This is a genomic window from Sulfitobacter sp. HI0040 (assembly GCF_001634885.1).
In the GTDB taxonomy this organism is placed as follows: Bacteria; Pseudomonadota; Alphaproteobacteria; order Rhodobacterales; family Rhodobacteraceae; genus Sulfitobacter.
On sequence record NZ_LWEX01000196.1, the window covers coordinates 1 to 13,745 of the forward strand.

Below are 13,745 nucleotides of genomic sequence, written 5' to 3' on the forward strand. Positions count from 1 at the left end.
GTCCCGCCATTGGAGAAAGCGTGAGCCGGGCCATGAACTGGGACATCGAAGCACCAAATGTGGTTACGGAAGCCAGGTTCCGCGAACTCGTGGAAAGCGGCTATAGCGCAGAAATCCTGTGCCAGGAGTCGGCTCATAAGAAAGGCCCCAGCTATTACGGGGTCTGGATCATGCGCGTTGTCTCTGACGAGGGCGTGGAAAAGCTCCTCGTCACCGCCCGCACGCGGACGACCTACAACGATATCAAGATCCGCGAGTTCAAGACGATCTCCGGCGTGGTGTCATTCTTCATTGGCCTTGGCTTTGCGCATGTCGACCTGCCGCTTGAGGCGGGGACAAGCCGTACGCACAAATTCGCCCCGCCAGACAAAGCCCCATCAGACAAGGGCACTGGCAACTAACCTCGTCTGTCTCTGGCTGGTCGCCGCCCCAGCCTCTGCACAGATGGTCCTGGTCATGGATAGCGACGGCTCTCTGACCCCATCCCGGTCTCAGAGCGGTTTTGCCCAGAACTACAATGACGGCGTTGGTCAGGGATCGGCGTCCGATGGTTTGGCTATCCTTGGTGAGACGGAAGCAGCGCCCAAACCTGACGCGCTGAGGTTTGCGGCACTCGCCCAGCCAGCACCCCTGCCCCGCGCAGACGTTCTCTTGGGCATCGAGGCAACAGCCCTGCGTTATGCCGGCCATCCCGGTTTGCGCCGCGCGGGACTGTCCGTCACGGATTGGCTGGCTCTCTATCGGGCCAATATCGAGGTTGAGAGCGCCTACCGGCAGGATGCGATTTCAAGTGCAGGTGCTATTGGCCTTGGTCAATTGATGCCTGCGACGGCGCGTGATCTGGGCGTTGACCCGCGTGACCCCCAACAGAACCTCGACGGCTCTGCCCGTTACCTCGCGATGATGCTGGAACGCTTCGGCGATCCGCATCTGGCGCTGGCGGCCTACAACGCGGGGCCGGACGCCGTGCGCCAGCACGGTGGCATTCCCCCCTACCGAGAAACCCAGAACCACGTGGCCCGCGTCATGGCCGTCGTGGCCCGATTGGAAGGATCAAATTCATGATGTCCCAACCTTTTTGGAAATCATTCCTCAAAACACTTATCGGCAATGTCACGAGAGCGCGCAGCGCGGCAGTGCATTGGCGATACCGAATTTTCCAAACAAGTTGGGTTTCAAACCTCTTTATCGCCTCGTTGGCGCTCTTCCTGCTCGTCGCAGAACCGGCCCTCGCACAAAGCATTGATCTCTCCCCGATCCAAAGCCTGTTGCAGGGCATCGTCGATGCCCTGACCGGCCCGCTTGGGGTCGTCATTGCCACGCTCGCCGTTCTGGGAGTTTTCCTGAGCTGGTTCTTCAACATCATTGATCTGCGCCAGGCGCTCTGGGTCCTGGTCGGCATCGCCGGTGTCGCGGCTGCCCCGACGATCGTTGCTGCGGTCTTTGCCGGTGGCTGAACGCTCGCCCCTCTTTCTTGGGCTCGTGCGCCCGCCGAAGCTTCTGGGCCTGCCCATCATGTATGCGATGGTCTGGCTCTTCGGTTCGGTGCTCTTGTTCGTCTGGGTCCAGCACATCGCGGTGCTGGGTTTCGCCGCCCTGCTCTATCCGGTGCTTTGGAAGGCCGCGGATTGGGACCCGCGTTTCATCGACGTAATGATGACGGCCCTGCAGGAGACATCGCCCACGCGCAACAGGTCCATCCATGGCGGGGACAGCTATGCCCCGTGATGACGCCCGTGATGCTGCGCTCGATGCCCGCACAATGACGCCAGACTGGTATGCGCGCGAGACCCGCCTCGCGCATATGCTGCCCTATGTGAGCCTCGTCGACGACCAGACCGTGCGGACCCGGGTGAACGAACTCTTCCGCTGCATCCGGCTCGAGGGGATCAACAGCTACACGACCGACGATGCCTATCTCGACAAGGTGACGGCGCTCTTTGCCCGCATCGTCGCGCAGCTCGGGCCGGAATTCAGCTATTACGTCCACAAGGTCTCCAAGGCCATCAAACCTGATCTCGACCCGATCCGTGAGGACAGCTTCGCAGGCGAGGTTGACCGGCGCTGGCGCGCGAAACTCGAGACCAGCGGGCTGCGCGACAAGACGCTGACGCTCACCGTCATTCACCGCCCACCCCCGAAAAGCCTCCTGCCGTTCCTCAGCCGCAGCGCGCCGGACCGGCTGAGAGAGGAGACCCGCAAACGCCTGCAGCGCCTGGGCGAGGCCGTGAACGTCTTCCTGTCCGGCCTCGCAGAGCTCAAACCGCGCCTGCTGTCGGCTGCATCGGGGGAATTGGTGGGGTTTCTGGGCGCGCTCAACACGGGCACCGAGCTGCCGCTCTACCCGGCCAACACCTACGGCTTTTTGTCCTTCAACGTCGCCAATACCCGCGTGACGTTTCACGGCGACCATTTCGAGCTTTCCGAGGGCGTCGTGGGGCATCGCTACGGCAAGAGTTTCACCATCGGGGAATACTCGGAAGGCACCTCCTGCACCATGTTCGACATGCTGAACCTACCGGTCGACATGATCGTCACCCATTCCTTCACCCCGATCAATTCGAACCTCATGGCGGGCCGCATCAAACGGCAAAAGCGCCAGATGCAGGCCAGCCAAGACGCGGCCCTCTCGCTCCTAGAAGCCCTCGATATCGCCGCCGATGATCTCGAGGCCAAGCGCCAAAGCTTCGGCGAACACCATATGGTCGTGACGCTTTTCTGCGAAACGCTCGAAGAGCTGCAGACGCTCAGCGCCGAAATCGTGAACGCCGCCGCGACCGAAGGCGTGAAGATGATCGGTGAGCGGGTCGCCGCAAAGGCCCATTACCTCAGCCAGCATCCCGGCAACCAGCCCAAGCGCGTGCGTGCCAGCGCCGTCACCAATCGCAACTTCGCGGATTTTGCGGCCTTTCACCGGACACAGCTCGGCAAACCCGCCGCGAAAACCCCATGGGGCCGGGTCGTAACTTATTTGCCCACGCCGGAGCAGAGCGCCTACCGGTTTTCCTATCACGAGCAGGGCTCGCCCGACAAAGAACCGCCCAGCGGCCATACCCTGATCATGGGACGACCCGGGTCGGGCAAATCGGTGCTGTCCGCCTTCCTGATGACCCAGGCCCGTCGCGCAGGGGCGCGGATCTTCGTCTTCGATTACCGTCTTGGCATGGAGATGGCGGTGCGCGCCAATGGCGGGCGCTACGCCTCCCTGAACGCCGGCCAGCCCACGGGTCTAAACCCGCTCTGGACAGAGACCGATGCGCGCGGCACCGCCTGGCTCTCGGATTGGCTCACAACCCTGCTCTACCGCGCCGACAAGCCCCTGACCCCGGCGCAGACCAACCGCATCCAAGAGGTCGTGCGCCAGAATGCCCAGGCCACCAATCCGGCCCTGCGGAACTGGCGGGATTTCGCATCGCTTTTTGTGTCTACGGATGACGGCGGCGATCTGCACCAGCGCCTGCTCGAGTGGACCGAAGACGGCCGCTACGGCTGGATCTTCGGGCAGAGCCTCGAGGACACGTTCTCGCTCAAGGGCGATGTCGTGGGCTTCGATCTGACCGGCATTCTAGACAGCGAGGCCGACAAGGAACGGATGGCGGTCCTGTCCTATCTTTTCCGCCGGGTCGAGCGCGAGATCGAGGACCGCCGCCCCACCATCATCGTGATCGACGAGGCCTGGAAGGCGCTCGACAACGCATATTTCGCCGAACGGTTGTCGAACTGGCTCGTGACTGCGCGCAAGCAGAACACCGTCGCCGTGATGATGACGCAATATGCCAGCCAGCTTGAGCGCACCCGGACCGGCAAGACCATCGTCGAAGCCGTTCCGACGCAGATCCTGCTGCCCAATATCCGCGCGCAGCCTGCGGACTACGCCATGCTGAACCTCACGGAGAAGGAGCTCGACGTCCTTCTCAACACGGGCAGCAACAGCCGCCTCGCACTGATCCGCGACGATCAGGGCTCGATCGTCGTCGATGCCGATCTGAGCGCCCTTGGGCCCAGTCTCACGATCCTTGGCGGCATGGAAAAGGGCGAAGCGCTTGTTGGCGCCGATTACCGCGACCGCCCAGATTTTTGGAGGCTTTCATGATCCGTAATCTTATCGCTTTGGCTGCGCTCGGCGCGCTGGCCTCCTGCACACAGTATCGGGAGCCGCAGGCCAATTGCTTTTCCTTTCTCGCCTCGACGGCAGCGACATCCCAAGATTGCCACTTCGCACCGCTCGGCGCGCCGGAGGGCGACGTTGAAGTCTAGCCTGCCTCATATCCTGGCACTTTGCCTGCTGCCCGGTCTCGCCTTGTCTCAAGGCGTGCCGACCAATGACAGTGGGCTGACCGCGCGTGACATCGTCGAGACTGGCGATCGCAAGGCTGACTTGGCCGTTCAGGCGGACAAGCTCGCCGTGCGCGAACTCATTGCCGAGATCGAACGGGAGCAGCTGGAAACCCTGCAACGCATCCTCGATGCCCAGACCAGCTTCGGCGGTCAGGGCTTGCCGGCTATGGTCTCGGGGCTGGAAAGCGGCAGCGGGGATCCGGCCCGGTCAGTCGAGGCGGTCTATGGCAATGCCGACATCGACCCCAATCCCGGCGGTGCGCAGACGTTCGGGGATGCGTCTGAGAACATCGAGCAGCTCATCATCCGGGTCGCCCAGGAGACCAGCGGCTTTGCGGGTGTTGGCCGCGCAGGGCTCTCCCCCGTCCAATGGCGCGCGCTGCTGCAAGCGCTGATCTGGCAGGAAAGCCGTTTCACCATCGGTGCACGGTCTCCCGTCGGCGCCTATGGCCTCACCCAGATCATGCCGGGCACCGCCAGCGATCTCGGCATCAACCCAGAATACTATGACAGCCCCTATCTGCAGGTGCATGGCGGCGCGCGCTATCTCGCGACCCAGCTCAACACATTCGATGGCAACATCATCAACGCCCTCGCGGCCTATAACGCCGGACCTGGCCGGGTTTTCGAGTATGGCGGCGTTCCGCCCTTTCGCGAGACCCAGCACTACGTCCAGGTGATCCCCGAACGCTATAACCTCTATTTGACCCGTATCGGCGGGATCGAAGCGCTTGGCACGATCGACCCCGCGCTTCTGGCCAATGCCAACCTCTCGCTCACGGGTCATGGGGCGGCCTTTTATGGCAATAACTCACCCGCCGCGATCAGGCAAGCCGCCCTGCGTATTGCGGAAATCGTCGAACGGATTTCCGAAACCGAGGACGTGCAAGAAAGCATCGCGCTCAACACCTATGCCCGCGCCGAACTCGTGCGCCTCGTCGCTGCACGCATCCGGCTTCAGGCGGCACGCACCCGCGTGCTCTCCGCCGAAGAACTGGCCCAGGCCAGCGCCCGCATGGCCGAAGGCGCGTTCATGGATTTTACGATCAGGGAGATTGAATGATGGGACACCTGCTCTTGAGGACAGTTTTGGTCACAACGCTTGGCATTGGCTTGCAGTTCAGCGCCCTACCCCCTGTCGCAGCACAAGGCGTACCCGTTGTCGATACCCAGAACATCGCGCAAAACATCCAGCAGCTCCGGCAGATGATCGAGGACGAGATCCTGCAAAACGAGCAGCTGACGCAGCTCCGCGAACAGCTTGCGACGCTCACGGACCAACTTGGCGAATTGCAACGCACCTATGAGGCGCTCACCCGCCTCGCCGAACTGCCCGAAATCATCCGCACCGAGATGGAAGATGAATTGAACGGTCTTCTCGACCAGGAGTTCGGGGACATCCTTGCCACGATTGAGGCCATCAAGACGGGGGATTTCTCGGGCCTCTCGGGCTCCGGCGCTGGCGAGATCGAAACCCAGATGGATCGGGTGCTGGCCGATCTCGGCTTTGACGAGGACACGCTCTCGGAAATGGCCACGAGCGGCAATCCCGGGGCCAACCGTGTGGCCACGCAGGCAACAACCGGCGCGCTCGTCTCAGCCGCCGCCCAGAACAGCTATGAAGATGCCGGCCAATCGCTTGAGCGGGTAGACCGCCTTGTCGGGCTCATCGACGACATGGATGAGCTCAAGCAAAGCGTCGATCTCAACACGCGCGTCACAGCGGAACTCGCAATCGCGCTAGTGGCCATGTGGCAGCTCGAAGCGGTGCAGACCGTGGGCGATGGCACCGGCGGCGTGATCGATGCCGCCACTATCGCCGAGGAGCAGCGGTTCATGGATTTCACCCTGCCGGACCTGCGGGCGGACTGATCGCGGGGGCATGACGGGTGGCGACTGAACAAGAAATCATCGAGGAAGAACTGGTCTACGGTGCCCTGCGCCGCGAACGGCTTTGGCAACGCCTTGGTCTGACGGGCCTCGTCTTCGGCATCATCGGCTGCCTGTGCGCAGCAGCAGTCGCGATCCTCGATGTCGATCCCCCGCCTGTCGTTGTCCCCTATGATCCCGCCACCGGCTTTGCACTCCCCGAAGCCTCGGTGGGCGCCTCCTCGGTGACCGCCAACCAGGCGATCATCGAGGCGGAGGTGTTCCGCTATGTGACCGACCGGGAGGTCTATAACCAGCTCGACAACGATCTGCGCATCCGCAGCGTCCTGCGCCGCTCGGACGGAGCTGCCGAGAGCGGGCTGCGCCAGATCTGGAACAGCGCCAACGAGAATTACCCGCCGACGGTCTATGGCCCCAATGCTCGGCTCGACGTGGAAATCCTCAGCATCAACCGGATCGGAACCAACCGAACGACGGTCCGCCTGCGCAAGCGCCTGACGTCCATTAACGGCACCCAGACCGGCCTCTTCACTGCGACGCTTCTCTTCGAGTTCCGCCCGGAGACCCGCCGCTCCATCGACGAGGTCTGGACCAATCCATTCGGCTTCACCGTCCTCGAATATTCCATTCGCTCCGACAGATTGGAGAACTGACGTTGTTGTTTATAAGATCGCTTATTTTTGTCATTGCCCTGTTGCCCGGCCTCGCCTCTGCCGAAGCCATCCCGCGTGGCGGTCCCAACGACAGCCGGGTGCGCTTGGCCACCTACCAGGAGGGTCAGGTCTACCGTCTCAGCGTCTCGCTCACCCATGTGACCACAATCGAGTTCGGCGAGGGCGAAAGCATCCGCTCGATTATCGCAGGCGACACGGAAGGGTTTGAGATCGATGGCGTGCCGGGCGGCCAGGCCTTCGCGATCAAGCCCGTCGCGCGCGGCGTTCATACCAATGTGACGGTCTACACGAACAGGCGAAGCTACTATTTCAACGTCGAGGAGGTCCGCAGCCCGACCTTCTATGTGGTGCAGTTCCGCTATCCGGAGGACGATGCGCGCCCGACCCGGGCCATCGCCGCCCAAGCGCCGAACTACAACTACGGTGCCAGCGCGCGGACCGAGTTCACGCCAACCCGCATCTGGGATGACGGGACGTTCACGTATTTCGCGTTTCCAAGAAACGCGCCTGTGCCCGCGGTCTTCCGCTACGCGGGCGGCCGCGAGCGCACGGTCAACACGCAAACTCCTGAAGACGGCGTGATCCGCGTCAGCGGCGTGAACCGCCAATGGGTCCTGCGACTTGGCGAAGAGGTGGTCTGCATCGAGGCGATCCCGCCCGCGGAGGCCACCTCATGAGCGATACCGGGAACACCGAGCTGGAAAAACGCCTCGCCGCCCTTGAGAAAGGCAGTGCCCGCGCCCCCACGGCGTCGCAGCGCCGGTCGCCCCTTCTCGCGCTGATCGTGGTCCTCGTCATCGGCGCAGGTGGTGCCCTGCTCTATCTCCTCTCACAGCCCGACGAAGAGGAAGCCTTGCCGACGGCCACCCCGGACGTCTTCCAAAACGAGGGGGACGGCTTTGGCGCTATCGAGACCTTGCCTCCGCCCGAGCCCGAGGTTGTGTTTGTCGGACCGGATCCAGTCGAGCCCAACGCGGAGCTTCTGGCGCAGATCACCGCGCTGCAGGCTCAGATCGAGGAATTACGCAACGCCCCCGAACCGGTCGTCGAGGAAGACACCGCCGCCGCAGAGGCGATCGACGCGCTGACCGCTCAGATCGCTGCGCTACAAGCCGCCTCGGAAGCAGCACAGCAACGATTTCAGGACGAACTGACGGCGCGGGATCGCAGCCTTGAGCAACTCCGCATGGATCTGGAACTGGCCCAACTCGAGGCCAGCCGACCGCAACCCGCCCCAGCGGGCCCCACGGAAGATGAGCTGCGCGCACGCGAGCAAGAGCGACTGCGCCGCGAGGAAGAAGCCCGGCGCATGGCCGAGCTGGAGCGCCGCGCCGCGGAGGAACGCGCCTTCCAGGAGCGGCGCATCGCCTCGCCCACCATCGCGTTTGGCGGTGCCTCCGGAGCGAATGAAACGGCTCTGACCGAACGCACTTTTGGCGAGGTGACGGATTTCGTGCTGAACGGGGCGCTGCCCTCGACGGTGACGCAGGCCGAGGTGATCGCCAATCCCTCCAACACGATTCTACAGGGCACCATGATCCAGGCCGTCATGGAAACTGCCCTTGACAGCTCCCTGCCCGGCCAGACCCGTGCCGTGGTGTCCGAGGATGTCTACAGCGTCGATGGCGTGGGCCTCTTGATCCCCCGAGGATCGCGTCTCATCGGGCGCTACCGCGCTGGCGTCGATATCGCGCAGCGCCGCGTCACGATCGCCTGGGACCGGATCATCCTGCCTGACAATCAGACCGTCCAGATCAGCTCCTTCGGAGGTGATGAACTGGGCCGTTCTGGCGTCACCGGCCTCATAGACACACGCTTCGCCGAGCGTTTCGGGTCGGCCGCCCTGATCTCGCTGATCTCGGCCGCGCCAAGTGCCGCCGCCTCCGAGGTTCAGGATGAGACTGCCGCCGACGTTCTCGAAGACGTTGGCGATGATCTGGCAGATGCCACGGACAGCGTCATTGGCGATTACCTCTCCATCGGCCCCGTCATCTATGTCGACCAGGGCGCCCGCGTCACCGTCATGGTCGACCGCGATCTGGAGATATTCTGAGGCCATGTCGCTGAGCTATCTCGAAACCTCCCTCGACAGGATCGACGCCGCCGCCCGCGACGATGTCATCGAGATCTGCATCAATCCAGACGGGACCTGCTGGGGCGAATTCCAGGGCGATCACTTCATGCGCGCGCTGGATCAAAGGCTGACGGGCGTTCAGGTCAGGGACCTCGGCAACCAGATCGCCTCCTCTGCCAATACCACGATGAGCAAGGACCGCCCCATCGTCTCGGTCTCGATCACCTACAAGGGACGCCCGATCCGCGCACAGGTCATCACCCCGCCCGCCGTGCTCTCGGCCATGTCGATCAGCCTGCGGTTCTTCTCGAGCCTGCCACTCGAGGGCATCGCACTCGATTTCCTCTACGGAAAAGAGCGCAAGCTCGAAGACCTGCGCGTCGAAAAAAAGCGCGCCTTGCGCGCCGTGGTGGCTGCCGGATTGATCGATGATGCGCTTGCCTTCTGCGTCGAGAATAAACTCAACATGATCGTCTCGGGTGGCACCTCCACCGGCAAGACCGTCGCCGCGCGCAAGATCCTCTCTCACGTACCGGCCGAGGAACGCATCGTCACCATCGAAGAAGCCGCCGAGCTTCTGCCGACCCAACCAAATGCCGTGACCCTCATCGCCAATCGCGACGCGGAATTCCAATCCGCCGATGTGCTCCTCACCGCGACGCTGCGCATGCGCCCCGACCGGATCATCCTCGGCGAGGTGCGCGGCAAGGAGGCCATGACCTTCCTCGAGGCGATCAACACCGGTCATGGCGGCTCCATGACCACGCTCCATGCCGAAACCCCGCAACTGGCCGTCCAGCGGCTCGCGATCGCAGCACTCAAAACCGAGATCCCGATGACCTATGCCGACATGATCCAATACATCGAGAATTCCATCGACGTGATCATCCAGGCTGGGCGCCACGACGGCAAACGCGGCATCACGGAATTCTACCTCCCCGGCGCAACCGAGATCGGAACTTCCCCATGAAGACGTTTGAATACAATATCCTGTCCTTTCCCATGACCCGCAAGACCAGCCTCTCCGACATGCAGGCCAGCCTGAACGAGAAGGGCGCAGACGGGTGGGAGGTGGTGTCGATCAGCACTTCGGAATTTGCCAATATCGGGCACACCGTTTTCCTGAAGCGCGAAACCACACCCGCTGGAGCCACGGCATGAGGCAGGCGCAGCACCTCGCCTTGGCCGCGCTGGCCCTAAGCCTGAAGCCTACCTTCGCCGTTGCCGAGCGCAACCTAGTGCCGACCCTCGAGCGCAGCTTTGACGTCTGTTCGGACCGGCACGCCGAGCCCATCTGGATGCAGGAGATCCCCCTGCGCCAAGCCTATCAGCGGGTTCTGGTTCAGGACATCTATCGCGCCCAGAATCTCGAGCGGGTCGTCGAGATCGGCAACTGCGACTGCGCGACCCGGTTCCCGTCCTGGGACGCGGCCGAGGCGATGTTTCGGGAGAGCTACGCGAGCGACGAACGGTGGGAAATGCTCGAAGCCTCGGAAGGCTACAATCGCCGCGCCAACGCCGCCCGAACTGCCGCCAAGGCCATCTGCGACGCCGCAGGCAATTGGTAAGGCAGTCCCGCGATGAGTGTCGTCACCTACGTCGTTGAAACCTCCCAAGCCTATCTCGACACCGCCGCTGAGACCCAGTTTGGTGCGGTTGCGGCAACGGTCGGCACGCTCCTGGTTTTGGGGACAACGCTGGTGGTGATCCTCGTCGGCATCAACATGATCTATCAATACCGGGCCATGGATGGGCACACGGCCTTTTGGCTTGCGGTCAAGATCGGGCTCATCGGGATATTCGCGACCAATTGGGTGCAGTTCAACGCCTTCTCGTCTGCCATTCTCTATGGGATCGACAGTATTGCAGGCGCCCTTGTGGCCTCCGTCGGCGGCGGCAGCCCTGGCCCCTCAGGCACCTTCGCCGAAGAATTCGACCGCCTGATCGCGGAACTGGGCGACTATCTGAACGCTGCCGGGTCCGAGCTGAACTGGATGGCCGGCGCCATGCTCGACATCGTCGGTGTTCTTCTGCTCTCGATCCTCGGCGGGCTGGCCGCCTTCATCCTCGTGGCCTCCCGCCTGATGATCGCGCTCCTGATCGGGATCGCCCCGGTGATGATCTTCCTGACCCTCTTCGAGGTCACCAAGGATTATTTCGCGCGCTGGTTATCCGCGCTTATCTCCTTCGCGATCTACCCGATCGTGGTCGCAGGTGTCTTCGCGACCATCACCGGGGTGGCCTCGGCTCTCATCGGCGAGTTGGGTGATCCGGAAGGGGCTTCCAACATTGGTGCCCTTCTCCCCTTCTTCATGATGGTCCTCATGGCCAAAGGGTTCATCATCGCAACACCCTTCATCGTCCGCGCGATCTCCGGCAACATCATGATGCCTGCCCTCTCCGGAGGCCTCGGTGGCGGATACAGTTTCGCCCGCGCCGCCATGGGAAGCCAGCAGGCCTACAACCGCTACCTAATTGGAGGCGCAAGCGGCGCAGAATACGCGGCCATCCGAGCGCGCCAAGTCTTTGGCGTACAGCAGATGCCCGTGAGGCAAGGCATGGGGCAGACGGGTTCCGCAGGCGGCACAGGATCCGCAGACTCGGGGTCAAAAATGCTGGCGCAGCTGGCTAGATTGGGACGGCTTGGGCGACGGTGAAGGCCCAAGCGGCTACTCGATTTTGCATCACAATGTTACGTTGCGGCCTTTCATTACCGGTGCAAGATCCGATTCCGGACGAACTCACGCTAAGTGAACGATGCAGCCACAAAACGTGTCCACTAACAGTCCTAAACGACCTTGGGTTGAAATTGAACTCGCTACTCAGCTCCAACCTCAATGTGCAGCAGCCCGTCGACCCGTTCCAAACCTGCCGGAAGCAACAAGTCTTCAAGCCATGCGATTGAACCGCGCCGGGTTTGCCGGAGGCTCCAACTCTTGAGTAGGATGGAGCATCATGAGCAAGACCACGAACAAGTTTTCCCCCGAAGTGCGCGAGCGCGCCGTGCGGATGGTTCTCGACAACGAGGGTCAGCACGGATCTCGCTGGCAGGCGATCACGTCGATCGCAGCGAAGATCGGTTGCTCGGCAAACACGCTGAACGACTGGGCCAAAAAGGCCGAGGTCGACAGTGGCAGGCGCGCAGGCATACCCAGCGACATGGCCGAGAGGATGAAGGCGCTGGAGCGGGAGAACCGAGAGCTCCGGCAGGCCAACGAGATCCTGCGGAAGGCGAGCGCATATTTTGCGCTGGCGGAGCTCGACCGCCGGTCGAAGTGATGGTGGATTTTATCGAGGCGCACAAGGATGCGCATGGGGTCGAGCCGATCTGCACGGTGCTGCCGATCGCCCCTTCCACTTACTATGATCACCTCGCCAAGCGGGCTGATCCCATGCGGCTTTCGGATCGGGCCCGTCGTGATGCCGCCCTGCGGCCCGAGATCAAACGTGTCTGGGAGGAGAACTACAAAGTCTACGGCGTCCGCAAGGTTTGGCGGCAGCTTGTCCGGGAAGGCTTCGATGTCGCGCGTTGCACGGTGGCGAGGCTCATGCGGGACATGGACATTCAGGGCATCATCCGCGGCAAACCGCATCGGACAACGATCCCTGACAAGAAGGTCCCGTGCCCGCTGGACAAGGTCAACCGCGAGTTCCGCGTCCCGGCGCCCAACATGCTGTGGGTCAGCGATTTCACCTATGTCGCCACCTGGAAGGGCTTCGTGTATGTCGCTTTCGTCATCGACGCCTATGCGCGCAAGATCGTTGGCTGGCGCGTCAGCGCCTCGGCGCAGACTGGGTTCGTCCTGGATGCCCTTGAGCAGGCCGTCCATGACCGCAAACCGACGAAGGCCATGGGCTTGGTCCATCACAGCGATCGCGGGTCGCAATATCTGTCCATTCGCTACACCGAAAGGCTGGGCGAGGCCGGCATCGAACCATCTGTTGGCAGTGTTGGCGACAGTTATGACAATGCCTTGGCCGAAACCATCAACGGCCTCTACAAGGCTGAAGTCATCCATCGGCGCGGCCCTTGGCGCAGCTTCGAGAGCGTCGAATTCGCCACGCTGGAATGGGTGGACTGGTTCAACAATCGCCGCCTCCTCGAACCTATCGGGAACATCCCGCCCGCCGAGGCAGAGGCCAACTTCTACGCAGCTCTGGAAACCGAAGACATGGCCGCGTAACTAACGACAATCAGCCTCCGGCAAACCCGGGGCGGTTCATTGCGTCGCCGATGACGCGCTTCGTGCCGGTGATGGAGGCGCGGGGCGCGCGGATCGTGACGATCGCGGGCAGTCACCTGTCGATGCTGACCGAACCCGAGGAGACGCTGGAGGCGATCCTTGCAACGCCCTGACGCACGGGCGCGCAGGTGCCACGCAAAAGCGGCGCCCGACTTGCGAGGGGCGCCGCTGAGCGAACCCGCCGGGGCGGGATGCCGGTTTCCGGGGTTAGCTGCCGACAACTGCGCCGGCCGCGCTTCCCCCCATCAGCTTCTGTTGCCCATAGAGCAGGACAATGGCCGCGAGCGGCAGCAGCGCGAAGGCCGGGTGCAGGCCGGTCAGGAAGAAGCTGGCCACCCCGATTGCGATCAGGACCAGCCGCATCACCACCGACACCCGCCGCGCCAGATACCCGACGAGCCCAGCCGAGATCAGGAAGACCGAAGCCACGCCGCCGATGATGGCCGCGCCGATCTCGACCAGGGTTCCTTGCAGAAGGAAGGCAGGGTTCAGGACGAAGGCGAAGGGGATGATATAGGCCACCAC

General features: G+C 62.8%; 17 protein-coding genes, 1 pseudogene and 1 other annotated feature. Of the genes and pseudogenes, 17 read left to right on the plus strand and 1 reads right to left on the minus strand.

Annotated elements, in window-relative coordinates; translation table 11 throughout:
- The first annotated feature begins 32 nt into the window (after window positions 1-32).
- The 17 genes from A3728_RS11910 (at window position 33) to A3728_RS23860 (ending at window position 13,333) form a co-directional block, all read left to right on the plus strand.
- On the plus strand, window positions 33-401 hold the full coding sequence (locus A3728_RS11910; protein ID WP_067923892.1) for a hypothetical protein: 369 nt from the start codon (window positions 33-35) through the stop codon (window positions 399-401).
- A gap of 43 nt (window positions 402-444) precedes the next feature.
- Window positions 445-1,065: a lytic transglycosylase domain-containing protein gene (locus A3728_RS11915; RefSeq protein ID WP_067923858.1), complete on the plus strand. Its 621-nt coding sequence runs from the start codon at window positions 445-447 to the stop codon at window positions 1,063-1,065.
- A gap of 89 nt (window positions 1,066-1,154) precedes the next feature.
- The gene (locus A3728_RS11920) at window positions 1,155-1,457 is read left to right on the plus strand and encodes a TrbC/VirB2 family protein (protein ID WP_067923895.1); all 303 of its coding nucleotides are present in this window, start codon (window positions 1,155-1,157) and stop codon (window positions 1,455-1,457) included.
- Entirely contained in the window at window positions 1,450-1,728 is a 279-nt protein-coding gene (locus A3728_RS11925; protein ID WP_067923860.1) for a type IV secretion system protein VirB3, read from the plus strand. The genes A3728_RS11920 and A3728_RS11925 overlap by 8 nt, the downstream gene beginning before the upstream one ends.
- Entirely contained in the window at window positions 1,718-4,093 is a 2,376-nt protein-coding gene (locus tag A3728_RS11930) for a type IV secretion system DNA-binding domain-containing protein (protein ID WP_067923863.1), read from the plus strand. The genes A3728_RS11925 and A3728_RS11930 overlap by 11 nt, the downstream gene beginning before the upstream one ends.
- The gene (locus A3728_RS23460; RefSeq protein ID WP_176805116.1) at window positions 4,090-4,257 is read left to right on the plus strand and encodes a hypothetical protein; all 168 of its coding nucleotides are present in this window, start codon (window positions 4,090-4,092) and stop codon (window positions 4,255-4,257) included. Before A3728_RS11930 ends, A3728_RS23460 begins: the two co-directional genes overlap by 4 nt.
- On the plus strand, window positions 4,247-5,401 hold the full coding sequence (locus A3728_RS11935) for a lytic transglycosylase domain-containing protein (RefSeq protein WP_201722140.1): 1,155 nt from the start codon (window positions 4,247-4,249) through the stop codon (window positions 5,399-5,401). Before A3728_RS23460 ends, A3728_RS11935 begins: the two co-directional genes overlap by 11 nt.
- Window positions 5,401-6,210, plus strand: a complete 810-nt coding sequence (locus tag A3728_RS11940; RefSeq protein ID WP_067923901.1) for a type IV secretion system protein — start codon at window positions 5,401-5,403, stop codon at window positions 6,208-6,210. The genes A3728_RS11935 and A3728_RS11940 overlap by 1 nt, the downstream gene beginning before the upstream one ends.
- Window positions 6,211-6,227: 17 nt before the next feature.
- A complete protein-coding gene (locus tag A3728_RS11945; RefSeq protein ID WP_067923866.1) occupies window positions 6,228-6,881 on the plus strand; it encodes a virB8 family protein in 654 nt (217 codons plus the stop codon).
- A 2-nt stretch (window positions 6,882-6,883) separates the two neighbouring features.
- Complete coding sequence (locus A3728_RS11950; RefSeq protein WP_067923869.1) at window positions 6,884-7,579, plus strand: TrbG/VirB9 family P-type conjugative transfer protein; 696 nt, start codon at window positions 6,884-6,886, stop codon at window positions 7,577-7,579.
- Entirely contained in the window at window positions 7,576-8,955 is a 1,380-nt protein-coding gene (locus A3728_RS11955) for a TrbI/VirB10 family protein (RefSeq protein ID WP_067923872.1), read from the plus strand. The genes A3728_RS11950 and A3728_RS11955 overlap by 4 nt, the downstream gene beginning before the upstream one ends.
- A gap of 4 nt (window positions 8,956-8,959) precedes the next feature.
- Window positions 8,960-9,946, plus strand: coding sequence for an ATPase, T2SS/T4P/T4SS family (locus tag A3728_RS11960; protein WP_067923875.1), 987 nt, complete (start codon window positions 8,960-8,962; stop codon window positions 9,944-9,946).
- Window positions 9,943-10,137, plus strand: coding sequence for a DUF4177 domain-containing protein (locus A3728_RS11965; RefSeq protein ID WP_012187154.1), 195 nt, complete (start codon window positions 9,943-9,945; stop codon window positions 10,135-10,137). The genes A3728_RS11960 and A3728_RS11965 overlap by 4 nt, the downstream gene beginning before the upstream one ends.
- Complete coding sequence (locus tag A3728_RS11970; protein ID WP_067923877.1) at window positions 10,134-10,544, plus strand: hypothetical protein; 411 nt, start codon at window positions 10,134-10,136, stop codon at window positions 10,542-10,544. Before A3728_RS11965 ends, A3728_RS11970 begins: the two co-directional genes overlap by 4 nt.
- 12 nt (window positions 10,545-10,556) lie before the next feature.
- A complete protein-coding gene (locus tag A3728_RS11975; RefSeq protein ID WP_067923880.1) occupies window positions 10,557-11,633 on the plus strand; it encodes a type IV secretion system protein in 1,077 nt (358 codons plus the stop codon).
- A gap of 298 nt (window positions 11,634-11,931) precedes the next feature.
- A protein-coding gene (locus A3728_RS11985) for an IS3 family transposase (RefSeq protein WP_150120763.1) occupies window positions 11,932-13,160 on the plus strand; the annotation gives its coding sequence in 2 pieces (ribosomal slippage) (window positions 11,932-12,220 and window positions 12,220-13,160; 1,230 coding nt in all).
- Window positions 12,213-12,329, plus strand: a sequence feature (AL1L pseudoknot). It overlaps the preceding gene by 117 nt.
- Window positions 13,161-13,210: 50 nt before the next feature.
- The gene (locus tag A3728_RS23860; protein ID WP_269084724.1) at window positions 13,211-13,333 is read left to right on the plus strand and encodes a hypothetical protein; all 123 of its coding nucleotides are present in this window, start codon (window positions 13,211-13,213) and stop codon (window positions 13,331-13,333) included.
- A gap of 94 nt (window positions 13,334-13,427) precedes the next feature.
- On the opposite strand, the pseudogene A3728_RS23095 reads toward A3728_RS23860, so the two are convergent.
- Window positions 13,428-13,745, minus strand: a pseudogene (locus A3728_RS23095) (hypothetical protein); the annotation flags it as partial.